The following is a 23420-nucleotide window of genomic DNA, read 5'->3' as shown; positions in this document are numbered from 1 at the left end:
TATTGCATATGTGAGCAGAATATTAAATCATAATGCAATTAACAATTGAACCATCCATTCTTAAAAAGAAGTTCATTCTATGACAGCAAGCATCAGCACTATAATCTCTACGCTAGAGCAATTGTCTTTGGAAGGGTATGTTTTCAGAGGACATGAAGATTATAGGTATCAGTTAACACCCAGTGCTTTTAGAGAACATTCGATTGCTCAAATGGAGATAGACTTTAATATTCACCTAACGCAGCTTGATGAGTGGTTCAATAGCAAAGAAATTAAAAAAACTATAGCATCATGGTATTCATCTAATCCTATTCATTCGCAACATCCAGCAATATACTTATTAAAAGAATGGTGCCTTTATATAATGCGCTACAACCATTCTCTTCATCTTTTTGTTAAAAATAATCCTGATAACGTCTCTGAACAAGATGTTGCCAGCTTTCTATTACGTGACGCTGAGTATTGGAGGCAGGAAACCACTTTTCAACAGATGTTTGAAAGATATCTTCCAACCATTATTAACCGTCACAGTTTAAAGGATGGGGCGCTCATTCAGCGAGCTAATCCCTATGAAGATCTGTCTGCTGTAGACGAGACATTGCCACAACATTATGGGATCCCAACTGCGGCATTAGATTGGTCATATAATTTTCATGTGGCTATTTATTTTGCTTTAGGAAATGAATCTGAGCAAAACTCCAAATTTCTTGCTTTATACGCTTTTAAAATCCTTGATCCACAGTCGCCAATTAAAATACATGATAGAAATATACACACAGAAAACATTAGAGCGGAAAGACAAGAAGGTACTTTCAGCTATTTTAGCCATCCGTGTTCTTTCTTTTTGCAAAACGGAGCCTTCCCATCATTGAATTATTTTAGTCAACGCTATAAAAATCGATTGGACACCTGTAGATTTGAACTTAAGGAGTTTTTGATTGAACGAACAGAAAGCAACTTATGTTACATTAAGGGGCTACTGAAAGAGAAGCGGATAAATAAGGTGTATCTTTTTCCTGATGCGATCGAGCAAGCTGAACTCACCTCTAATTAGCGGCACCAAAACGGCACCATTTGAGGACAATTACAGACGATGAAAGACAACTTAATATATTTTGGAGAAAGAACGATAGCCCAGAATTGACATGGTTGTTCATGGTCTTTAGTGGTATTTCGTGAAAAGAGCAAAATACATGGTAGCGGGTTCGATTCCCGCCGCCTCCACCATATAACTCCTTGATTTATAAGAAAATTAATTTGTTTTTTCATTTCAAAGGGATTATCTGGACTTATTCTTCCGCTAATTTCTATTATCTTCTTAACATTCTATTCCATAAAACGATGGGTTTGTGAACGCCTGATATTGATGTTCAAAAATTTACATTTCACCCCCGAAAACAAGTTCGAAAACTCTATACATTAATCAAAGTTCATTTTATTCTATTCTTTTAGCCTTTCCGAACATTAAGGAATATTAATGAGAGTAGGATATGCCAGAGTTTCTACACATGAACAAAATTTAGACTTGCAATTGGATGAATTGAAAAAGGTGGGATGTGAGCAAATTTTTACTGATAAGATTAGTGGTTCTGTATCTGAACGACCTGGTTTAGAGAAGGTTGAAAATTTTCTAAGAGAAGGGGATGTTTTGGTTGTTTGGCGATTGGATAGGCTAGGGCGATCACTCAAACATTTAATCTCTTATGTCAGTAAGCTAGAAGAAAAAGGAATCGGTTTCCATAGTGTTACCGAGGCTATTAATACTGAGACACCTTCTGGGAAATTTATGTTTCACGTCTTTGGTGCACTTTCTGAATTTGAACGAAACTTGATTAAAGAGCGTACCCTTGCTGGCCTTGAGGCTGCTAGGGCTCGGGGTCGACAAGGTGGCAGACCAGAGAAACTCAGTGATGAGCAAAAAGAGCTGGTAAAAACTCTATATGCCAATAAAAAACATTCAATTCAATCTATCTGCAAAATGGTTGGTGTTGGTAAGACTACACTGTATAAGTATATAAATCAGTAAAAAACCATTAAAAAAACTTAATTGTGTCGGTGGATATAAATTATTTATAAAAGATTTTTCAGGGGGATTACTATTTACTCCATAGGCCCTTCAATTTTTCTTTTCAACGTGTTTATATCTTCTAAATGCTCTTCATATTCTTGTCTAAGCTTTTGACAATTTAAAATATCTCCTTTCGTTTCTAAATCAAGGATCTCCTTTTGAAATGTTGGTATTTTGTCTAAAAGCTTTTTAATCATCTGTTGAATTTTAGCTCTGTCTTTTCTTCTTGTTATATGGGGTTCTGAAGCTAATCTTAATTTTAAAATATTCCATTTTCCTCTAAGCGTTTTAGCCATCCACTCAAAATTTCTTAGATCTATATGTTTCTCTAAATTATCTACTCTGGGATTTAATATTATTTTTTGTAATAAAGATTCAAAAGGAGTAGGCCAATAGTCACCCTTGTACTGATTACATGCTCTACATGCATAGATTAGATTTTCATAATTATTTATCAATTCAGGAAACTCTTTTTTTGGCTGATAGTGGTCTATTTGAAATGAGTTTTTTGCTCCTCCAATCTCAGGCTCATTGGCCTTGCAATACCCACAAGAATAATTGAAGTCTATTCTAAGTCTAGGTTTATAAGTTCGATATGTAGCCATTTATAATGATAGTCTTTAAGCTTTTGATGAGCTTTCTGAAAAAATTTGATTACGCCTTGATAATTTTTTTTCTATATGTAGTAGAAGATTATCAATATCCATATTATTTTTGGTATCCTGTGATTGAAGTCTATAGATTTCTAGTTCAATTTTATCAAGTTCTGCATCAATATCTTTCAACTTACTTTTAGAAAAAATTAATTTGATAGGATTTTTTATAATTTTATTTCTTTTTTGAATAAGAGGCGATTTAAGTTTAAATAAGTGCTCGATCTGTAATTCTTTATTATCCTGTAATGTGATAGTCGAAATAATAGATTCTATTCTTCTTCTTTGTATGGATTCAGCATCATACGCTTTAGCACTAAAATCTTCATAAGTTGTATTAGGCCTAATCCATTTACTAGATGGTTCAAGCTTTAAGGGTGCTCGGAGAGCTATAGAAGAACTATCCATTTTTAACTTCCAAAATCGAACGTGTCTTATTACTTATTATAGTCTCAAAAAAATCTTCTAAAATGTCATGAGATTCTTTGGCTAATGAAATTAAACTTTTAATATCACAATCAAATTGTTTTTCAATATAACAATCTAAATCTAAAATAAACCTTCCTCCAATTTCATTTTGTTTTAGAGTTTCGGTTGAAAATCTTGTTCGTATCGTAAAGCTGTTATTATTCCTAACGACATCATTTAAAAAAACAAGCTCGAGAGATTTCATACTTGGTAATTGGCTAGGAATTTGTATATCTAAATTAAAATAATCAGAAACACTTATATTTTCTAAGGGAATATGAATATTATTAATGTATCGAGTTCCAATACGATTGACATTAATAGGGTTAGCAACATCAATATATGCGGACAAAATTTTATTAATTGTTGGTTCAAAAGCATCCCAGCTCTCATATCTTAGATTATTGGCTACTGTTATTCCTGGTCCAAATTGTAATATTTCTGAGTTATCATTTTTAGATGCTCGTATTAATGGAGCTTGTATTAAAGGTGAAAGATTTGAGTTTTCTGAGAATGTCAGAGAAAAATGTTTATAGTCTTGCTTTATTGGATATTCATTTTTAATCAACTCAAATATTTGACCAGGCATAGCGACATCAAAATTTTCGAAATTAAATTTGGCCTCAAATATAGCTTCTTGGATTTGTGGTTTATCATATTTTCGTTTTTTCATCAATTTGCCAGATATACCGTAGTTATTGGAATAATTTTACTTTTGTTAATTATACCGTCAAAATCATGCAAGAAAATTCTCAAAAATCATGCTCATATTTGATTATATAGATGACTCTTTATTTTCTCTATGTTTGAGGCCAAGCTTTTAGATAGCCGCTTGAATAGAGTAGCAGAAATTTTTATTCATTGCGATTTAAATGAAAAACTTAAAATTAGATATACTTATCTCATTGATGTCCCCAAAACACATATTTATGGTGAATTTGAGCATACTTTAGCACCTATAATAATACGGATTTATTAGTCATATTCAATCAAATATAAACCTTTCTAAGTAAGGTAAATAATTTTATAAGTAATAGTTGAGAATCTATATTTTTTAAAAAGGTAAGTAATTAGTCAAAGTTGACTATAATTTAACAAGAAGGAGCCTCAGACAAGGATAAAAATGGGAAAGATTATTTGTGATCCCGTACATGGAGTTATGAGCTTTGAGGACAAAGTGCATGAAGCATTGTTTGAAGTTATTAACTCAAAATATTTTCAAAGACTTAGACAGATAAAGCAATTATCTTTTGCTGAGTTTGCTTATCCTGGAGCGGTTCATAATAGGTTTAGCCATTCTCTAGGTACTGCCTATCTTTCAACTTTAGTTTATTCGTCAATTTATGGAATTTCTTCTGATCAAGATGAAAAAATTTCTCTGGCGATTACAGCTTTATTGCATGATATTGGACATGGTCCTTTCTCTCATGCTTTTGAAAAAATCATTAACGAAACCTTAATAGCAAATAATTTAATTGATTCAAAGAAGGAGTCACAAATAAGTCATGAAGATTGGTCAAGAATATTCATAGATCAATTAATAGAGGAAAACGTAATTGATTCTAAGTATAGTTCTGAAGTAAAAAAAATATATACAGATAAAAAGCATAAACTTCATGGGATTATCTCCTCACAACTCGACGTTGATCGTTTTGATTATTTATTAAGAGATAGTCATTTTTGTGGGGTAACCTATGGATGTTTTGATTTATATTGGCTAGTTAATTGCTTGAAAATATGTCAAAAAGACAATGTAATTTGTATTGAAGAAAAAGCATTAAATGCTGTTGAGCATTATATAATGGCACGTAGATTAATGAATAAAAACGTATATTTTCATAGGATTAAATGCTTCTGTGAATATCTGCTCAAGATTGTTTTAAAATTAATAAATAAAAACTTATATGATCTTTCTAGGATAATGAAAATTGATCATTTTCCCTTAATAGGATTTTTAAATAACATCTCCCAAGTTAAAGAAACAACTAAAGACGCCATTTTAAAGGACTTACTTAAACATTATGAAAAAATAACAGATTATGATTTGGACACTATTACGACAGATTTCCGATATAAAAATAAAAACTAACTTCTCTCAAGAAATTAAGTTACTCATTTTATTAAGTAATTCCTTAGTAAATAGAAAATATCATCGAATCACTCAAGTGAAAAGTGGATATTCTGAACTTATAAAAAATAGAGTAAATAAATTCCTTCAAGACAATACGAATAGTTTAGCGCAATTTGTTCTTGAATTCGATCCTATGGATTTTGGAGTGTATAAAACTAAAGGTGACGAAATATATTTGTTAACAGGAGATGGATATAGGAATGCACTTGCAAAATCACCTTTATTAAAAACTTCCTTGCCTGAGGAAGTTAGATATTTATATAAATTAAATATCCCAGAAATCGATTCTGAACTTGATGAAAAAATGAATAAATTTCTAATGCCATTAGAACAATATTTTGTAAAAACTGTAAAAAATTGACCATCTGTTTCGCACATGATGCTGGTTCTATTTAAAAAACTTAAATTATGCCCCACTTTTTCCGACGATATTTATTTCATAATGTTAGGTCTCGTTTGTTTAAACCCCATAGAGTTGAGTGAGCATTTTTTGAATTTAAATACTTAACCAAATTTCTTATTTATATTATTGAATTTTTATTATTCAGAAGAAATACGGTGGAGGAGTTAAGAAAACCCCCGTTTATAATTGCAAACATATCATCTTATGATATAATTAATTATGAATACAATTGATCATACATTGGAAAATCTATTAGAGCTTAATGGTGAAAGAATCATTATTGATGAATCTCTTGGATTATGGGTGAAGTTTGAGGTAATTAAAACACAAAGCCGACAACAGGGTATTAAATATTCGTTAACTTTACATGATAAATCCAATAATCGAATATTGGGTTTTGATAATAGCCATGAAATTAAATATGGGGCAAAGAAAGGGGTTAGCCCGGAAAGAACCTTTGATCATTGGCATTTTGATGAGAAGGATCAAGGAAGACCTTATAATTATGTTAATGCAGGACAGCTTTTAGAAGACTTTTGGAATGAGGTGGATAAGCGTCTTGTATCTCTTAAGGAGAGTAAATAATGAATAAAGCAAGAATAGGCATTATGTCCCTTGAGCAGTATAAGCAACGCACAATTGCCATTGCTAAGGGTATATATAAACCCAAAAAGGACGAACCAAAGATTTGGTTTACGTCAATGAAATCATTGGCTCATGTTTTGTCTGAGGATAATCAGCTTTTACTAAAGTTAATCATTGAAAATGAGCCGAAATCTGTATCTGATTTAGAGGCGTTAACTGGGTATAAAAGAAAAGCGAATAATATCCTTAGGACTTTAAGGACAATGGAGCAGTATGGCTTGGTTAAGTTGGAAGAGAGTCCAAATAAAATACATAGAGGAAGGGCGCCCTTAAAGCCTAAAGCCTTATACGATGAATTTGACGTTGCGTTTTCTATTCAACAGGTTTGTTGATCTATATATAGTTATTTAATTAAAGATGCGGGCTCATAAGGAGTATGATGCGCGATAAAGTAAATGTCCTATATTATCCTGATACACAGGTATCACATACAACACTAAAAAAATGTATTTTATTCTTTGATGAAATCCATTTTATGGATAGACCTGCATTTACTATTGGTAACTTTGGCTTAATTGGATCTCCATCACCATTAAGGGCAACTGAGAAATCCTTTCGAGAAGACGCTCTGGAGTACCAATATATGTTCATGGTGTTAAAGTAGGAATAATTTCGAATGATTTGCTGGAAAAAGTGGAATCAGATTTAAGTGATTATTCCTTCATTAAAAGTTATAGAGACGGACTATCAAAGTCGAGTACCTTTAGGGATCGGCATTTTCCTGAAGGAGATTATGGTTCTTTTGGAAGGACCAAAAAGAAACTTATAACGCTTTTTGAGAATATTGCCCCCTCAACATTAGCTAGTCCTAATGCTACAGAGTTTTTAAAAAAAGCTTTTCTCCTTTTGATATAACAAATCCTGAAGCTATATATGCATTTTTATTACAGCGAATAGCATTATGTTCTGCACAATTAAATTTTGCATTAATGGAGGGGGAAAGGAACGGATTTATTCCATTAGCAGATGCAAATCCTTATGCCAATCTTTTAAATACACACTATAGGCGTGCTGCTAAAATCATAGAGAAATTAGATACCACCATTAGTATTGCTGATCTTGGTTTTGCAATATTTGATGAGTTAATATCGGATGAAAGCATAGAAAGCATGGATATTAAAAGGTTGTGGCATATAGAAAAAAATATGAAAATGCCAGAGAGGAATTCTTAGAGTATCTTGCCTCTATTCAAACAAAACAAGCTAACCTTCTTACACATGATAATTATTTAGATGCCATCAATAAATTAATTAAAACAGAAATCACTCCAGCTGTAACAAATTTTAGAAAGTGGCTTGAAACCATTGACGAAGGATTCACAAGTAGCCTATTTAAAGGAGTCATAGAAAGGGCTGCTGTATTTAGCGGGGTACATATATTCACTGATATTTCTTGGATACAAATTGCCGCTTTAGCTGGAGCATCAGGTCGATACGTTTTGAAAGCAGCGGTAGATAATTATTTTGCAGAACGTGCTTTGAGAAGAGAAAGTAGTATTTCTTACCTGCTCTCGTTAGATAGACATATACAAAATACTAAAAAATAAAAGAGATATCATTGAATACTATAAATACTTTTAAAGTTACAACTTCAACAGCGTATTCAACTCGCCAATTCGAGTTAGCCGATATACGTACCTAATCAGGATTATCAGTAAACAAGGTTGTCCCATTTTTCTCTTTTTTTTTGTAAATAAATTTGTTTGATGGAATTTCTTTATATACTGGTACCGGCATATTATTTAATTCATAACTACTTGATAAAAAGTTAATGGCTGGTTCAAAACCCTGTTCGGCTGATTTTTTAAACCAATATAATGCTTTGTTTTTGTTCTTAGCCGTTCCCTCTCCGCGAAGATACATAATTCCTAAATTATATTGTGCTTTTTCCTCCCCATTTTCAGCTGCTTTAGTAAACCAAAAGAGAGCTTTTTTCTCATCAATATAATTAACATAGCCTGAATAATAGGCTACTCCTAAATTATATTGTGACCTCCTATTTCCTTTTTCAGCAGACTTAGTAAGTAATTTTATTCCTTCATTGATATTTTGTTTATAGCCGTTCTCTCCAAGTAATATTGAAAGACCCTCGACTCCTTCAGAGTCAAAAGATAAATTTTGATTTTGATTCTGATTTGGAGTTGATGTTAATGTATAAAAATTAATTGGAGAGTTATTTATAGTTTTGTTTGTATAGTTTTCAGAAGATATTGAATTTCTCACAGTGTTTTTATTTGTTTTTTCAATAAATATTTCAGGTTTAAAAATGTAGTAATCCATTTCAATAAAAATCAGCAGCAGAATACCAATAATTGCCATAATTATTGCTATTGTATCTAAAATTAAATTTGACAACTTTCTTTCTTCTGGGTTTTGAGATGTATTTGACTCTTCAGTCAATTTTTCAGTATCTTTCTTTTGGGATAAATTTTTTTGAAGATTTTCTTTTAATATAGAATTAATAATTGCTTGTTTATGATGTTTTTTTAGTTTTTGATTAGAGCCACTCAATATTTGAAAAATTTCTGGTGCATAATTAGCAAGCTCTTGAGGTAGCCCTAATCGAACTATGGAATCTTCTTTTTCTTTAAAAGCAAATTGAATATGTTCAACATCAAAACGATATTTAATCAAATAAACATATATAGTATTGGCTTTTATTTGATAATCTTTTGGAATTTTTTTATATAGTAATTTAATTTTGTGGCTTGTTTGAGTGTAGTTTGGGTGTTTATTGTATGCTATACCGCAATTTGGACATTGCCATTCCGGAACTGTTTCATTGTTTTTCCTTGTATAATGACATTCCGGACACTTCATATTATTCCTTAATTTATTTATATTATAATTATGACTAAATATGATTTAATTGCAAAATTGCTTGCTATTTCTAGGATTTCCTTAATTTTATAAAATTATAATTTATTCATTACATATACTTTTCCGACTATAAGCCCTAAGCTTTGGATATAATTTTTGAAAAAATTTTCGTTTAATTGATTTAATCATTTTAAATACAAAAATGGTGATAGGGGGTTAGCGAAGGAAAAACTAGGATAGTTGATGGTGGGTGAATTAACTTACAAAAAGTCTGATTACTGTGATAATCAGACCTGGTATTACCGCCAGATTTTTTCTCCTGAATTCAATTATAAATTTGTTCCCCCTACTGAAACATTAAATGACACTTCTTAAACCTTATTCTCTGATTTTTTTTCCGGACAAATAACCTGATCAATTTGTTGAAAGTCTTGTTTTTTATCTTCGGAATAAAATCGATCGGTTTCATCACTATTTTCATCAGCTTCTTCTATAAATACTCTACCTTTTTCATTGGCAGCAAGAAGAGTAGGATAACTAATTATATTTTTCACACAACTATATAAGCCGCTTTTTAAGGATTCTCTAAGATCGTGGGCATTAGCCATTTTACAACAAAATAATTCCAAACAATTAAGATTCCGATCACCCATTTCAAAATCCTCTCGTAAAAGCTCAATGAAGGATTCTGCATCTAAATCAGCTATTTTTTGCTCATCGAGATTCCCTTGCGCAATAATAATTAAGGTATCGACGCCATTGAGCAACGATTGGAACATCTCTAGCTCTGGTGTTTCTGTTAGGTTGATAGGGTTAGCACTAATTCTTCTCTTATTCAGCTCATCTTTAATATCTTTGACCATATCTTTATCCAATGAATAAATAAGATGCTCAGTCTGACCATATAAATTTCTCAAGTGAATTCCAATATCTAAATTGCCAATTATTTCATGGGAATAATCTTCATTATCCTTCTCATCAAAAAAAGAATATAATTCTACAATCATAATTTTTTTTTGCTGCTCCGATTCATTAGATCCGGATTTAAATATTGATAGCTCTAATCTTCTTTTCATAATTAGGCCCTAAAATTATCAAATCTAACTATATATTAGACCAGATTTCCCACCCATAATTTGGTCTCTTAAAAATAAATAACCCAAAATCAAACCATTCTATAACGGTCCATACTTGAAATGAGTATTGCTTTATTTTCAATGAAGATTGCCAAAATTTAATTAATATGAGGCGATTAGTGATGAAGAGTTCTAATGATAATGTTGGGAATAATAAACAGATTCCTTTGAAAACTTGATTATCTCTTCAAAGTTTGGTTCCTCATTATGGAAAACTTTTAGTTTTTCCCTGCACCACCGAATAAGACTATTGTAGGTATATTTTTTTCATAGGATCCTATTAGTTGAGTAATTTGCCCACCTTTTAAATAGCAACTAAGTTCTTAAATGAAAAGATAAATCAAATATTTGAAGTAGAATCTAGCTCTCCAAGCTGCCTATACGGCAGTGAACCTACTATTGCGGAAATTCGCCCGACAAAAGAAGGCAAAAAATTAATGGATTTTATAGATGGTGAAAAAGCAAAAATGCGAACATTTAGCGAGTTTAGAGACGGATTACAAAAGGGAAGAGAACAGGAGGTTGCAGAAAAGACATTACCTACAGAAGAACACAAAGCACCCGATGAAGAAGATCAACGCGTTTTTAAAACAAGTGTAGTCCAGTGAGCTTGGTTACGATTGAAGCGCATTAATTCAGTCAGGCTTGTTCCATTTAAGCCAAGATAATTGCTCTTATTGTGCCCGCAAATGCAGGTGGTAAACTTGAACTTTGTCCAGGGGTTGGGATATAGGAAAGAGCAGGTTCCAAATAAATATTAGGTATTATTTGTGCCTGATAGTAAATTTGGTACATTAATTCGCTTGGCCTATCTGTGCGGTGTTGATTCAACCAGGAGAGTGAAAACCCCATACCTAGGGAGTCACTTTCTCGATTGGCGATTAAACCAAATGCAGTTAAACCTGCCCCAATCGATTTGTTCATGGGTAATACACTGGAATTATTGATACTTAATTGGTAAAAAGCTGAAATTCCACTTATATCCAATCCAGGATGTCGATACCATAAACGTTGTGATCCGAATAAATAAGCACCAGTAGCTTCCATTTCCTTAAAATTTAGCTGTCGAATAAGCCCTTTTTGATGCCATACACCGATTCCAGCAGTTCCCGGTTTTTTTCTTAAAACCCATGCGCCTCCTGTTTCAGCAACTTGAAAATTACGGCCGTTAAATGTTGGACCGCTTAAACCAGTTTGTTTACCGCTCGCCAAATTGCCATCATAAATGCCATATGCAAGATACCATTGCTTTACTGGGGTAAAATTCAAGGTGAGTCCATAAGCGGAATTCGTATAACCTGGCATAACTCCATCCACAGCTGGATTGATAAAAATAGGAGTGTAAATCAAACTGGTTACAGCTGGGATATTAGGCTCACCGGCGCTTAGAGGAACTGGTTTAATGACGTTATTAAAATCAAGTGTAGTAATTGTTTTTCCAATGCGGACAAACAGTTTGTCATCAAATAGTGATTGTCGATACCAAAGGGCATATAGCTCTGAACGGTTAAATGGGGAAACATCAGGCAACGAGTTATATCCTTGAAAAAGTCCTGCTTGTGCATTGGTATTTTGCGCGTTTTCTTGTAAAAATTGGGCGCTAAATAAACCGCCTCTCCATCCGTTAAGTCGCTCCATGTCGATGGTCAAATCAACCAGCAAGACACTGTTTGATGTATAATGTTCGGCATTAGGGATCCCTCCAGAAAATAAATCGTTGGTATCGCCGATCCAGGCTCCTTGGATCATAATTCCATGATTATTTTCAATACCCAATTTTTTTTCTATAGCGCGTTGGATTGTTCCTGTACCTGTTGGAACATTAACCGCTGCGGGGTTGGAGCTAATGCTCGTTGTTTTTGGTTTTTTAGGATCAGGTTTGGTTGTCTCGGCATAAACCCTATGCATTATTGCAAGAAAAATAAAAAAAAAGATGCGATGTATCATTATCGTTTTATTCCGAGACTATTGTACATGCAAGGAAATCAATCCGCCGCAGTAAACTGTTCCTAATCAAACCGTCTAGCAACCTGCTCCTACCATCAGTGCACGGGGTACCAATTGATTTTGATTCACAACATAGGTTTTATCGGGAATAATATCTACCCAATTCGTAAGCAAGTCTGGTTGTTGTTTATCATTTAACCATACAATAATTCTAAAGTATCGGGCATTCTTCGGTGATTTGAGATAAATTTTGTCATTCTGCCGAAGCATCGTTAAGGAGCTAGAATGCAGTGTAGTGCCATTAAGAATGTTCTTATTGGCTTCTTGTATTGCTTTAGCTGAAACTGACCATTGTACAGCAATTTTTCCTAACTTTTCTTTCGGATAATTGGTTTTATTATCAAGCACAATGCTATTGGCAAAGACAAGCGAAGTCATAAGGCTTAAGTATAAAAAAAAGAAGATTTTTTTCATTATGTCACCTAATGGTTATTGAATAATTTTGCCTTCTTGAGTCGTGCAACTGGCACTTCCATCACTCTTGGGCGAGGTTAAAGGGAACGTACCCTCAGAAGAGAGCGTCTTCATCTTGCCTAAATTTTTGAAGGATGCTTTAGGAATATGTACCGCTACACTTTTGATAACATTGACTGCTTCAGGTATATCGAAATTACCTACCATACTTAAAAATTGATAACTTTCTTGCGGTGAGAATCCTTGAGTGCGCACTAAAAATTCAATCGCATTTCTCGAGGCAAGTTGCATGGCTTCGAAGAGATCTTCATTCAATCCTATAACAATCCATTCATCCGCATTTTCGACAATGGGCCAAGTGAATAAACTGTTGCCGTTGCGTTTTGATTTATCAGTTACTCCCTCCGCCTTTAAATCTTTTCTTACTATAAATTGCAGAGTAATTCCCTCATAGGAGGTTTCAAGCGCTGTAACGTCAATTTCACCATTACTTTGCATTGCATGCGAATCACCAGTCCAAACAAGAGCCCCTTTTTGAAAAACCGGTAAATACAGGATAGAGCCTACCTGTAAGCTTGGCTCATCTAGGTTACCTCCAAAAGGACCTGGGGGAACTGAATTAAATTGTCCTGGAACGGGTTGACCCATATGCTTGGCTAAATTTACTGGCCAACCATCGGGCCAATCTTGAGGAGGAGCTACCGCAACAACCCCAGGAAATGGTTTTAATTGTAAGCATAATCCCTTTGTGAATTCGGTGGCGGTTTTTTCTTTATTATATTTAAAATACATAATCCTTGGTTGGGTAAATTCAGATAAAATTCCCGCGGTAGGACTTAAAAAGTTATAACCAAAATCATTTAATTTGATGTCTAATATCCTAATCTCTAACACATCTCCAGGTTCGGCTTCTTCAATATAAACAGGACCGGTCAAGCTGTGCATCCCACGTCTATTTTGAATATCATATTTGGTATAGAAATTGGCAACTTCAGCCGGAGTTGTTTTATTAAAAACCATCTCATGCAAGCAGCTATTCCAGGTTTCCAAAGAAACAGAATCTCCAGAATGAACTTTGATTACAGGTTGCTTATCCAATGTATAAAGACCTAACGTCACGGTATCTTTTGTTGCGGTCACTCTGTAATTTTCTGCGGAGACAGTAGAAAAAAATATCATGGCGATGAACAAAGCAAAGATTTGAATTTTGTTTCGCATTTCTAGTCCTTAGGAATGGCTAATGAAGAATATTTGCAAGAGCGAGAGCAAGTACCTGTATTATTTGTAATATAAATTGTATAAAAGTTCAAATGGTTGAAACCATCCAGGATGAAAATCGGAAACTTTACTTCACTTGTTTTACAGTCCACCTGCAGATTTATCTAATGAGCGATGAAACTAAAAGAATTCGCTCAGTAAATAATCATTAAAAGTCTGAAAACTTTGATTCTCAGATCTCATCCGATTATTCTCAATTAAATCTGGTAATCGTGAAAAAGAAGTAGGGAAGTCTAAAACATCACCTTAAGTTTAAATATCAAAGGGTTTATTGTGGGTTTATTTGCTGACAATTAAGGGCAACAAAAGACAACAGAATGGCAACTTCCTATCTATTTTGGGCCTGGATTTATATAGTATTTCATCGTCTATCATTGTTTTGCTAGGTCTATCAAAAACATCTGATAGCGGGTTCGATTCCTGCCACTACCATTTAACCACTTGATTTTATTAAATTATCTATTTTTGATTTCAAAGAGTTGTTTTAATAACTTATTCCATAAAAAATACTTTTTGGTTATTCTGGGCTAGACTCCCATCTTAATGAGTCCTCTGAGTGGTAATCCCAACCTTTCATTTAGTGTTGTTGAATATGCACAAAGTAAAAAACAAAATGATAGGGAAATATTTTGGAGAAGAATATTACAAAAGGATAATATAAAAATAACTCAGCACCAATACATACTTGAATTTAACCATTGGAATCAATGAAATGCTTCTTCAGAAATGAATTGATTCTTTGGTAAGCAAATATTCTTATCAAATATTAGAATTGAAGCCTGGATAATGTCCCAAAACCCCATGATATCGATATGCCGCCTCCGCAATAAGGTTTATAGTTGTCGCATATCAAAGGACTCATGAAATTCATATATTTAGTAATTTAGCGGCATTTAAGTAACTAATTTTCTTTTTATCTTCATCATCCAATTGTAGTGAATCTAACCATTGGCTTGCCTTCAAGTTATCTTCATAAGGATAGTCAACTGAGAACATGATTCTATCTACGCTAACTGTAGCAATTGCATGCATCAAAGAAGGAGTATCAAAAAAACCACTTGTTGTTAAGAATATATTAGAATTTAGGTACTCTGTAATTGTTTTATTACATTGCAATTTTTCAAGCCAACCTTCTTCTTCTAGTCGATGATCGAGTCGCCAAGCCCAAAATGCTAACATTTCTCCCATGTGTCCAATGATGATTTTAAGATTTTGATACCTATCAAAAAGCCCTGAGAGCATTAAGCGCAAAACGTGTTCGGCCGTTTCAATATGAAATCCCCATGTTGAACCATGTAATGCTTGATATGGTGAATAAGTAGCTACTCTTCCCTCTGGAATCCCTCTGGGGTGAATATAAACTGGGATGTTGTTATCATTAATGTAGCCCCAAAACTCGTCATAAGCATTGTCATCTAGGTATTTTGCAGAAGTATAGCCACTACTATCATATCCATTAATGAGGCAGCCAACGATTTCTTGAACACCTTTAAGGCGTTCAAGCTCATTGATTGCAAGCTCTGGGGCGTAAGTAGGTATACAGGCAAAGGCGCGAAATCTATTTGGGGATTGAGTGACACAGTCTATTAAATAGTCATTCCACTTTTGGGCGCAAGATTCCAGTTGTGATGCTAGAGCTAAAGATTGTAGCCCTGGAGTTGTTACGGAAAGTACTGATAAATCAATCCCTGCTTCATCCATACTATCAATTCTTAGCTTATGTATATCTTTTAAACGAACTAAGTTTTGACTAAACTCGGGATGGCTTTTGTGTTCTAAAATTAAGTCGCGTCCAGGAACAACAATAGCTTCTTCTAATGCAATTTTTTTCATCTCCAACCTAGCTCATCGATTAATATAGATAAGTCTAGTATATTATTCCTCGAAATGTTTGGTGTGCTAAAACTCCATAGTTTTTGTTCGTAGGGAGCAAAGGGAAAGGCAGTAAACAAAACTCCTGGAGATTAATCGAGTTTGATCCAATTGAACGACAAAAATGATCAGATTCAATATAGAGTATTTTAATGGCAGAGGATATCATTTTTTCGGTCTCAGATTTCCTTTTGAAAACCAGGAACGCTTTATCCATTAATCAATGGTTCAAATTAATACCAAAATAATTGAATTAATGGAGGGTTTTATCTAGTGGTTTCGTTGGCTTGAGATGTGATAAAAAGCACAATAAATTCTGATGACTTATGATGGCAATGGTGAATTGTGTTCCGAGGAGGCAGACCACATCCATGTGGTAGTGCATCGTCCTTGATGCGTTCAAATAATCCTTATTTAGACATCCGCTGTCCTTCCTCGTACTGATTTAAGCATAGCGAATAATTTTGATAAGTTATACTCAAAATGGCGCATAATCATGTAAGAAATCTCTTAATTTGAGTTTAAAGCCAAGAGGTATCTGATGGTAAAGGTAGATGTAAATACACACGTAGTTTTAAGCCAACACGCATTAATGGGGTCAGGCCTTGAATTGTGAATTTTAATTGAAGATGGATGAATCTATTGACGCTTAGAAGGGAATGAATTAAAAACAGGTCAAGGAAAAGATAATTAATAGTCCAACATGGCAAGGTCGCTACGAATAGAGTTTCCAGGAGCGTTGTACCATATCACCTCAAGAGGAGATGGTCAGGAGCGTATCTACATTTCAGAGGAAGATAGAAATATATTTTTAAACACTTTTTCTGAGGTATGCTTAAGATGTACTTGGATTTGTTACGCATACTGTCTCATGGATAATCATTACCATCTGTTAATCGAGACTCCACTTGGAAATTTAAGTAAAGGGATGCAATTACTTAATGGTGTATATACTCAAAGATTTAATCGAACCCACAATCGTGTGGGGCACGTTTTTCAAGGGCGATTCAAAGCAATATTAGTTGATAAAGAGAGATATTTGCTTGAGTTATCAAGATACATTGTATTAAATCCTGTACGCGCAAAAATGGTTACTTCACCCCATGAATGGAAATGGAGTAGTTATCAAGCTACGACATTAATAGAGTCGAAACCCAATTGGTTGCATACCGATAAAATTCTTTGTTTATTTAGTGAAGATGTGGCCCTAGCCATTGATAAATATCGAGAATTTGTAATTGAAGGAATAACGAGTAAGTCACCATGGAATGATTTAAAAAAACAAATTTATCTGGGAAATGATGAGTTTATTAATGAGATGTTGAAAAAAATCGACCCTCAAATGAATCTAATAGATATCCCGAAAACTCAGTATGAAGCAGAGAGTTACACTTTAAAAGAGATAGAGCAAAGGACCAGTACAAGAAACGAAGGAATTCAAGTTGCGTACACAAGTGGTCAATTTAGTTTAAAAGAAATTGGGGAATATTTTTGCTTGCATTATTCCAGTGTGAGTAAAATAGTCAAAAAATTACGACTATAGTTTTGAAATTCACAATTCAAGGCCTGACCCTATACGTGCGGGATACTCTTGTGCAAGGGAGCTCTGTTTTTGAACAGGATAAATATTCGAAATCTCATGCAATGAATTATAATTATACAAGGCATGATAAATGAGAAATAATTTGAAAGCTCGCACAGAAAAAAATAAAGGGTATCTTTATGTGATTAAACCGGGCTCTGAACCTTCTTCGAGCATTTTTGATGCCTTAGTCATTCATTTACAACAAGCTGGATTTTTAAATAATTTTGAAAAATCGATTGTTTTCAAACACAATGCAATTTATTTTCGACATAATTTAAATGAAATTAGTGCTTTTATTTCTGAATTTCTACCGCTGATATTAGATTTTAAAAAAGCAGGGGAACCCATTTCATTAGATGAAGAAACTGTTTTTGAAAAAAAGTTTATCCAGGAAAAAGCGGGAATTGTTTTTGAGCGATGCGAAGAACCCGTCACAGCCAAGCGAAGAAATAAAATTCGCAAAGCAAAGCATGATTTACAAAATTTGGATTTTGACAGTTTGTCTGATAATAAAATTACTGAAATTAGCGGTAACTCGGCTTCCTCTGCAAAAGCACAATTGCTAAAAGGAATATCGGAACATCAAGGTGTCTGTATTGGCGAGACTCATTCTAAAGGTTTACATAAAAAATTTTTAGTAACTTTTATGCCTAGCCTTGCAGCCTCTGGAATCAAACAGTTATTTGTTGAGTTAGGATTTTATGATACTCAAACGGCTTTATACGAAAAATTTTTCCAAACAGGCTTATTGCCCAAAGCATTATTAGTCGAATTAATTAATCAGGATATCAGCAATCGCATTATAGCAGGAAAAAATTCCGATGATTTTTTATATAGCTATAGGGCTAACCCCTATTCCAGTTTAGGTATTGTTGTCATGGCGCAAATGCTTGGTATACACATTACCCCTATCGATACCACTGAGGCTTATGATGGTATTACTGGTTATATCAAAAAAAATGAAACTAAATTTCCAAAAAAACGTGCCTTGGCAATGAATCCAACCGCTGCTGAAATTATTTCGCAAAGCCGCGAAAAATATTTCGCACTTGTGGGAGCCCACCATAATATTAGTATGAAAGAATTGAGGGCTCCTGGCGTTTCGGCGCTTCTTTCAATTCCCAACCTGGATTTAAGGGACATAACAGTGATGGATATTGAGGAAGATCCCTTTATTCGAGCCAGTTTAATCTATAACATTCATCGAGTTTTAATGGGTAAGCCAATCAAACCTTTGCAAGTGATCTCACCAGCACCACAAAATTATCTTGATTGTTTTAAACTAATCTATTTAACCGAACTGAAACGGGAGATAAAACAATTCTCGACTGAACCTAGGCTGGCCTGGTACCAAAAAAAATTAGAGAAGTTAGATTTCCTAAAAAAAATTGATGATATTTATCATTTATTTGAGGATATTATGCTCAAGTTGGAAGAGGAGGTGAATGAATATAAAGAGGCCTCCGCTCAAACTGCATCGAAAATTTTTCCTTTTTTATTAGAAAAATATTTAGAAGGTGAAGACTTGCGAGGCTCTGAGGTAAGGGAAACTAAATTTCCTGAGACAATTCCACTTTTATTAAACGCACCTGACTATAGTAAAACACATGAGGCGTTATATTCGTATAAAGGAGCGGATAATCATGAAGCGGTTGAGCGCATTAAACATATTTATGATGATTATGTAGCAAAATTTACTGCTGTTCAGCTATCAACGATGGATAAAAAACAAAAATTTTTAGAAATTGGAGAATTAAAGATTGAGTTTATCGAGCTTATTAAATTTTTTACCAAAAACTGGAACCAGGATGATAAAACTCAATTATTTAATTGCATGCGAAAATGGGAAAATCAAAAACCATTTTTAACTTATCATCGTGATAATAAGTTTTATAATTTATTTACGGCACCTAACACCTGGAATGAGGTAAAAGAAATTTTGAAAGGCGACTCGGGACTTGGCTCTTATTTTCGTCCCCAATACAAATAACCAATAGTTTTAATAGATTCGCCACGCAGTGCGTGACGAATTTGTCAATGTGGATTTTCGCCTTATCTGTGCTGAATCTATTTTCATTATTTTTGCTTGCTTGGAAAACTATCGCCGGGTTTTGCTCCAACCATAACTACAGTCGCACCGTGTTTAGAATGACTGCTAAAGCACGTGTAGGCAGGTAAAATAAAATATTCTCCCTTGCTATAGGTTGTTGTTTTACCATTAAGATGAAGGTGAAGCGTTCCTTCCATAACGACAACAAGCAATTTATGTTTGTAAAAGTGAGGTGGGTGATTGTGGCCTGCTGGAAGTTTAGCAATTCCCCCTTTAAAGTTATTAAATAGGACTGCTTGTCGCTTGGATTTGCTATAACTATTGCCGATTGATTTCCATTGTTCATGTTTTGCTGTTCCTGATTCAAACGGCTCCGCATTGCCTTGGCACTGAGCAAAAACTGAAGAGGAAAAACTCAATAATAATACTATGCCTGCAAAGATAGAAACTAAAGTGTACTGAGTGGTTTTGTTCATGGTCATCCTTGATTGCTAATATCCTTAGATATAAAGATATAACAGCTACTTAAATTTTTGTCTAGATTTAAAAAATCAAAGAAAAGACTGCATGTAAAGATTATGTGAGTATTGTTTTTGTTTTTTGCATACCCTATGCAAAGCATGCCTGTTTCCCTGAATTGGTGGATAATCCCCAAATAATACCCTGTGATCGAAGTTATAAATAAGAGATACTAGCGTGCAATCTTTCTCAGATTTTTTCTGTCAATGCATACACGCTGAGTAAGTCCTCATCAGTTATAATTTTTTTATGAGCGCTTAATTTTTTAAGTGCATGAAACAGGTGCAGCAATTGTTCTTTATCTAATTGTAAACCCAATTCTAAAGTTTTATGCCGTAGTCCGGCTTTACCCGAATGTTTGCCCAATGTAACCTTTGATGATGGAATACCAATATCTGTTGGATCTATAATTTCAATAGTACTTTTGTTTTTTAGTACTCCCTTTTGGTGAATGCCAGACTCATGGGTAAAGGCATTCGCTCCAACAATCGCTTTATTTTTTTGCACAGCAAATCCAGTTGCGTCCGCAACCCGATGGGATATCTCAAAAATTTTTTGTGTATTCACATTGGTTTGGAAATTAAAGACATCCTTCCTTGTTTTAATGCCCATTACAATCTCCTCTAGTGAGGCATTCCCTGCACGCTCACCAATCCCATTGATGGTGCATTCTACCTGCCTTGCTCCACCTAACAAGCCAGCTAGGGAGTTAGCAGTAGCTAAACCTAAATCATTGTGACAATGAACAGAAAAGCAAATATCAGGGAAGTGGCTTACTAATTTGGAGAGTAATATACGATATTCCTCTGGCATCGTATATCCAACTGTATCAGGAATATTAATAGTAAGCGCTTTCGCTTCAACAGCAACTTTTATTGCCTGCAGTAAAAAATTAAAATCGGTGCGGGTTGCATCCATTGCTGACCACTGAACATCATCACAAAAAGATTTTGCCTGTGTCACTGATTCATGAATTAATTCTAAAACCCTTTCCTCCGTTATTTGGAGTAATTGATGAATTAGAATTGAACTGGTGGGAATAAAAATATGAATTCTAGGGTTTTTTGCATTTTTCAGTGATTTTGCTGCTACCTCAATATCATTTTTTTTAGCACGCGCGAGGCAACATATTTTCGCATGATGAATTAGATGACTCACTTTTTTTAGGTATTTAATTTCATTATCGGAAGATGCCGGAAATCCTGCTTCAATTATATCGACCCCCATTTCATCTAAAAGCTGGGCTATTTTTATTTTTTCTTTAACACGCATACTTGCACCGGGGGCTTGCTCGCCATCACGTAACGTCGTGTCAAAAATCACTATTTTATCCATTTTCATGCCTTGAGTTATTTAACTTAAATTCAACACATTAGTGGCTCCCGCAACAGTTGAGCTCCGTCCAAAACTTAAGATTTTTTATGTTGGTTCATTTTTGCAACGGTGCCAATAATATTGTTAATATGACTTTTTAAAATGAAGAGCGCGTAATCGCTGGCATTGTCTATTCGCGCAACTTCCTCTTGCAAAATAAAGGGCATTTTTATTGAATTTAAAGACATATATGTGTAAACCTAGTTATTTTAAACCACCATTAATTACTGCTGGGCGAATTAATTGCAGAAAAAAGTTAAAGTGTTGGTGCTCTCTGCAATACAATTCCAATTCTTTTTCACACGTTTCATTAGCGATGCACTGAACATCCGGAATAAAATCCATTAAGGTTGTGACGATCACATGCTCGGGCGCATTTCTTTGAATTAATTGTTGAACTTGGTTATCTATTAAACCAATTATTTCTTTGTCATGATCTGAGAGCGTTATAGACATAATTTAATTTTTAAAAGCGATTATTTAAGGAATCATAGCTGCTGCTATTATATGTTGATTGGCGATAATAATCATTCCAGTAATTGTTTCTATCCGCTGCACTTGAACCAATAGAATTTCCCAAGCTGCCCAAAGACCCAATCATTGGTAGTCCTGGCGCAGGATTATTCTGTTTGGTTTAATTGATTTTCGAAATTAAATTTATTATTTTTTTGGTTTCTACTGTTAGTTTTAATAATGGCCAAAAACACAATAACCATTAAGATATAAGAATGACCATTTAAAACTCCTTTTAAACTATTTAGTGGATGTGAGATCGTATCACCAATCGAGTCACAAACACGCAATTGATTTGCGCTCTACTAAAAGCACGATACAAATCTAAAAATAAGCCAATTAAATAAAAACACAAAATAAGCACTTCTAAAAACAAGCACACCTTGATTACACGATAAAATAGGGCTCGAATTACGATTACTATGCCGGACTTCCTTTATACACAGGTGCTCAAATTTTTTAAAAAAGAAAAGTCCAGTGTTTCTTATGCTGTATCAAAATTAGTGGAATTGGGCTTACTTGTCGCCAACAATATCAAAATAAAGATGAACAGTCCTTAAGAATTGAAGAGCATTGCAATAAATTAATAATTCAATTAACTGAATTCTTAAGAAATTGGCCACCGGTCAGTTTCAATTAAGTCCTGATAAGATAGCAAAAATTACATAGAAAACTTTGGGGAAATATAATGAATTGATTGCCAAATAAGTTATAGGTTTTACCGCATATCTAGCCCAAACTGACAATGGACTTAGGATTATGAATTCATAATCGCACCAATAAATCCAATCTAGCGATATTAAGTCGAGGTAGTTAGATGTTGAATTGTTGCTCTTGGTCTATATTATCAAAAGGTAAATTGGTCATTGCCTCTTCTCGTGTGAGACCATTCGCGACTCTTCTAGCTTGGTCGCTTGTTAAAAGATGAATGTTATTCACTACATCGCCAATTGAAATTTGCCGAACTTGCTGATCTTGCATTAAGGCTATTAGTGCATCCATGTGGTCATCAGTAAAATATGTGGATAGTTGTCCTTCGAATATCCCTTTCCAGTTAACTAACTGTTCAGCTAGCATGTCTGCTTGTTCAAGTGTAATAAAGTGATTAGTGAATAAATAATTTAAAGCTTTTACCTCATTGTCTCTAAAACTAAAAGAATATTTTGATGCTATTTCTTGAATTTCTTTTGCAGTTTTTCGGTAATCAAAAGGTTTAGTATAATGAAACAGTCCATACCTAATGCTGGGCAACGATTTTCTAGAATGTTTACTAAACATGATTTCTTCTTGTTTAATCAAATAAAAATAAGCATTATTTTACTACAAAGAAATCCATTTAAGAAACTTGATTTTTTGAGCATATATTTTTGTTTATTGATGAGTGGAGTGGGGGAGTAATAGAACGGTCAACCGACTTAAGGATTGTCAGGAGCTCTGAACGCCCTTAACTTTTCAACTTTCACTTCATCAGGCATAGAAAAGGAA

Annotated in this window: 25 protein-coding genes; 11 read left to right on the top strand and 14 right to left on the bottom strand. The window is 34.0% G+C overall.

Annotation, left to right across the window (positions count from 1 at the left end; genetic code table 11):
* Nucleotides 1-79 precede the first annotated feature (79 nt).
* Together KYQ_RS15880 and KYQ_RS15875 are read left to right on the top strand one after the other, a co-directional pair.
* Nucleotides 80-1054 carry an FRG domain-containing protein gene (locus KYQ_RS15880; RefSeq protein ID WP_019350277.1) on the top strand — a complete coding sequence of 325 codons (975 nt, stop codon included), beginning with the start codon at nucleotides 80-82 and terminating at the stop codon, nucleotides 1052-1054.
* A gap of 423 nt (nucleotides 1055-1477) precedes the next feature.
* Entirely contained in the window at nucleotides 1478-2026 is a 549-nt protein-coding gene (locus tag KYQ_RS15875) for a recombinase family protein (protein WP_010655110.1), read from the top strand.
* A 74-nt stretch (nucleotides 2027-2100) separates the two neighbouring features.
* Here the strand turns inward: KYQ_RS15875 and KYQ_RS15870 are convergent, their stop codons facing one another.
* From KYQ_RS15870 to KYQ_RS15860, 3 genes are read right to left on the bottom strand one after another with little or no spacing between them, the layout of a single operon-like run.
* Nucleotides 2101-2673, bottom strand: coding sequence for an HNH endonuclease (locus tag KYQ_RS15870; RefSeq protein ID WP_010655109.1), 573 nt, complete (start codon nucleotides 2671-2673; stop codon nucleotides 2101-2103).
* Between the two features lie 15 nt (nucleotides 2674-2688).
* A complete protein-coding gene (locus KYQ_RS15865; protein ID WP_010655108.1) occupies nucleotides 2689-3129 on the bottom strand; it encodes a hypothetical protein in 441 nt (146 codons plus the stop codon).
* The gene (locus tag KYQ_RS15860) at nucleotides 3122-3862 is read right to left on the bottom strand and encodes a TIGR04255 family protein (RefSeq protein WP_010655107.1); all 741 of its coding nucleotides are present in this window, start codon (nucleotides 3860-3862) and stop codon (nucleotides 3122-3124) included. The genes KYQ_RS15865 and KYQ_RS15860 overlap by 8 nt, the downstream gene beginning before the upstream one ends.
* A 450-nt stretch (nucleotides 3863-4312) precedes the next feature.
* On the opposite strand from KYQ_RS15860, the gene KYQ_RS15850 reads away from it, so the two are divergent.
* From KYQ_RS15850 to KYQ_RS15815, 6 genes are all read left to right on the top strand, one after another.
* Nucleotides 4313-5278, top strand: coding sequence for an HD domain-containing protein (locus KYQ_RS15850; RefSeq protein ID WP_010655106.1), 966 nt, complete (start codon nucleotides 4313-4315; stop codon nucleotides 5276-5278).
* Between the two features lie 76 nt (nucleotides 5279-5354).
* Complete coding sequence (locus KYQ_RS15845; protein ID WP_231294577.1) at nucleotides 5355-5681, top strand: hypothetical protein; 327 nt, start codon at nucleotides 5355-5357, stop codon at nucleotides 5679-5681.
* A 261-nt stretch (nucleotides 5682-5942) separates the two neighbouring features.
* Entirely contained in the window at nucleotides 5943-6308 is a 366-nt protein-coding gene (locus KYQ_RS15840) for a toxin-antitoxin system TumE family protein (protein WP_010655104.1), read from the top strand.
* The gene (locus KYQ_RS15835) at nucleotides 6308-6700 is read left to right on the top strand and encodes an HVO_A0114 family putative DNA-binding protein (RefSeq protein ID WP_010655103.1); all 393 of its coding nucleotides are present in this window, start codon (nucleotides 6308-6310) and stop codon (nucleotides 6698-6700) included. Before KYQ_RS15840 ends, KYQ_RS15835 begins: the two co-directional genes overlap by 1 nt.
* Nucleotides 6701-6747: 47 nt before the next feature.
* Nucleotides 6748-6972, top strand: a complete 225-nt coding sequence (locus KYQ_RS15830) for a hypothetical protein (RefSeq protein ID WP_010655102.1) — start codon at nucleotides 6748-6750, stop codon at nucleotides 6970-6972.
* 522 nt (nucleotides 6973-7494) lie between these two features.
* A complete protein-coding gene (locus KYQ_RS15815) occupies nucleotides 7495-7914 on the top strand; it encodes a hypothetical protein (protein WP_010655099.1) in 420 nt (139 codons plus the stop codon).
* A gap of 91 nt (nucleotides 7915-8005) precedes the next feature.
* Here KYQ_RS15815 and KYQ_RS15810 read toward each other — a convergent pair whose 3' ends face one another.
* Nucleotides 8006-9187, bottom strand: a complete 1182-nt coding sequence (locus KYQ_RS15810) for a tetratricopeptide repeat protein (protein ID WP_010655098.1) — start codon at nucleotides 9185-9187, stop codon at nucleotides 8006-8008.
* A gap of 371 nt (nucleotides 9188-9558) precedes the next feature.
* Nucleotides 9559-10263 (bottom strand): hypothetical protein, encoded by a 705-nt coding sequence (locus KYQ_RS15800; RefSeq protein WP_010655097.1) that lies wholly within the window; start codon nucleotides 10261-10263, stop codon nucleotides 9559-9561.
* A gap of 497 nt (nucleotides 10264-10760) precedes the next feature.
* Here KYQ_RS15800 and KYQ_RS19205 point away from each other — a divergent pair, with 497 nt between their 5' ends.
* Nucleotides 10761-10931: a hypothetical protein gene (locus KYQ_RS19205; RefSeq protein WP_019350274.1), complete on the top strand. Its 171-nt coding sequence runs from the start codon at nucleotides 10761-10763 to the stop codon at nucleotides 10929-10931.
* A gap of 46 nt (nucleotides 10932-10977) precedes the next feature.
* On the opposite strand, the gene KYQ_RS15790 is transcribed toward KYQ_RS19205, so the two are convergent.
* From KYQ_RS15790 to KYQ_RS15775, 4 genes are all read right to left on the bottom strand, one after another.
* On the bottom strand, nucleotides 10978-12270 hold the full coding sequence (locus tag KYQ_RS15790; RefSeq protein ID WP_010655096.1) for a carbohydrate porin: 1293 nt from the start codon (nucleotides 12268-12270) through the stop codon (nucleotides 10978-10980).
* Between the two features lie 75 nt (nucleotides 12271-12345).
* Nucleotides 12346-12744 (bottom strand): hypothetical protein, encoded by a 399-nt coding sequence (locus tag KYQ_RS15785; protein ID WP_010655095.1) that lies wholly within the window; start codon nucleotides 12742-12744, stop codon nucleotides 12346-12348.
* 15 nt (nucleotides 12745-12759) lie between these two features.
* Nucleotides 12760-13962, bottom strand: coding sequence for an acetamidase/formamidase family protein (locus tag KYQ_RS15780; protein WP_010655094.1), 1203 nt, complete (start codon nucleotides 13960-13962; stop codon nucleotides 12760-12762).
* A 927-nt stretch (nucleotides 13963-14889) separates the two neighbouring features.
* Nucleotides 14890-15855: an amidohydrolase family protein gene (locus KYQ_RS15775; protein ID WP_010655093.1), complete on the bottom strand. Its 966-nt coding sequence runs from the start codon at nucleotides 15853-15855 to the stop codon at nucleotides 14890-14892.
* 742 nt (nucleotides 15856-16597) lie between these two features.
* On the opposite strand from KYQ_RS15775, the gene KYQ_RS18435 reads away from it, so the two are divergent.
* Together KYQ_RS18435 and KYQ_RS15765 are read left to right on the top strand one after the other, a co-directional pair.
* Complete coding sequence (locus KYQ_RS18435) at nucleotides 16598-17437, top strand: REP-associated tyrosine transposase (RefSeq protein ID WP_029489072.1); 840 nt, start codon at nucleotides 16598-16600, stop codon at nucleotides 17435-17437.
* A 130-nt stretch (nucleotides 17438-17567) separates the two neighbouring features.
* Nucleotides 17568-19469 (top strand): membrane-targeted effector domain-containing toxin, encoded by a 1902-nt coding sequence (locus tag KYQ_RS15765; RefSeq protein WP_010655091.1) that lies wholly within the window; start codon nucleotides 17568-17570, stop codon nucleotides 19467-19469.
* An 86-nt stretch (nucleotides 19470-19555) separates the two neighbouring features.
* Here the strand turns inward: KYQ_RS15765 and KYQ_RS15760 are convergent, their stop codons facing one another.
* The 5 genes from KYQ_RS15760 to KYQ_RS15735 all read right to left on the bottom strand — a co-directional run bounded on the left by KYQ_RS15760 (nucleotide 19556) and on the right by KYQ_RS15735 (nucleotide 23213).
* Nucleotides 19556-20005 carry a cupin domain-containing protein gene (locus KYQ_RS15760; RefSeq protein WP_019350273.1) on the bottom strand — a complete coding sequence of 150 codons (450 nt, stop codon included), beginning with the start codon at nucleotides 20003-20005 and terminating at the stop codon, nucleotides 19556-19558.
* Between the two features lie 232 nt (nucleotides 20006-20237).
* Nucleotides 20238-21383 (bottom strand): 2-isopropylmalate synthase, encoded by a 1146-nt coding sequence (locus KYQ_RS18430; RefSeq protein WP_010655089.1) that lies wholly within the window; start codon nucleotides 21381-21383, stop codon nucleotides 20238-20240.
* A gap of 74 nt (nucleotides 21384-21457) precedes the next feature.
* Nucleotides 21458-21610 carry a hypothetical protein gene (locus KYQ_RS19370; protein ID WP_010655088.1) on the bottom strand — a complete coding sequence of 51 codons (153 nt, stop codon included), beginning with the start codon at nucleotides 21608-21610 and terminating at the stop codon, nucleotides 21458-21460.
* Nucleotides 21611-21626: 16 nt separating this feature from the next.
* Nucleotides 21627-21878, bottom strand: coding sequence for a hypothetical protein (locus KYQ_RS15745; RefSeq protein WP_010655087.1), 252 nt, complete (start codon nucleotides 21876-21878; stop codon nucleotides 21627-21629).
* Between the two features lie 870 nt (nucleotides 21879-22748).
* Nucleotides 22749-23213 (bottom strand): hypothetical protein, encoded by a 465-nt coding sequence (locus KYQ_RS15735; protein ID WP_010655086.1) that lies wholly within the window; start codon nucleotides 23211-23213, stop codon nucleotides 22749-22751.
* Nucleotides 23214-23420: the final 207 nt, after the last annotated feature.

This window comes from Fluoribacter dumoffii NY 23 (assembly GCF_000236165.1).
Lineage (GTDB): Bacteria > Pseudomonadota > Gammaproteobacteria > Legionellales > Legionellaceae > Legionella > Legionella dumoffii.
Note: the sequence above shows the minus strand (reverse complement) of the source record. Positions and strands in the feature narration are given on the sequence as shown.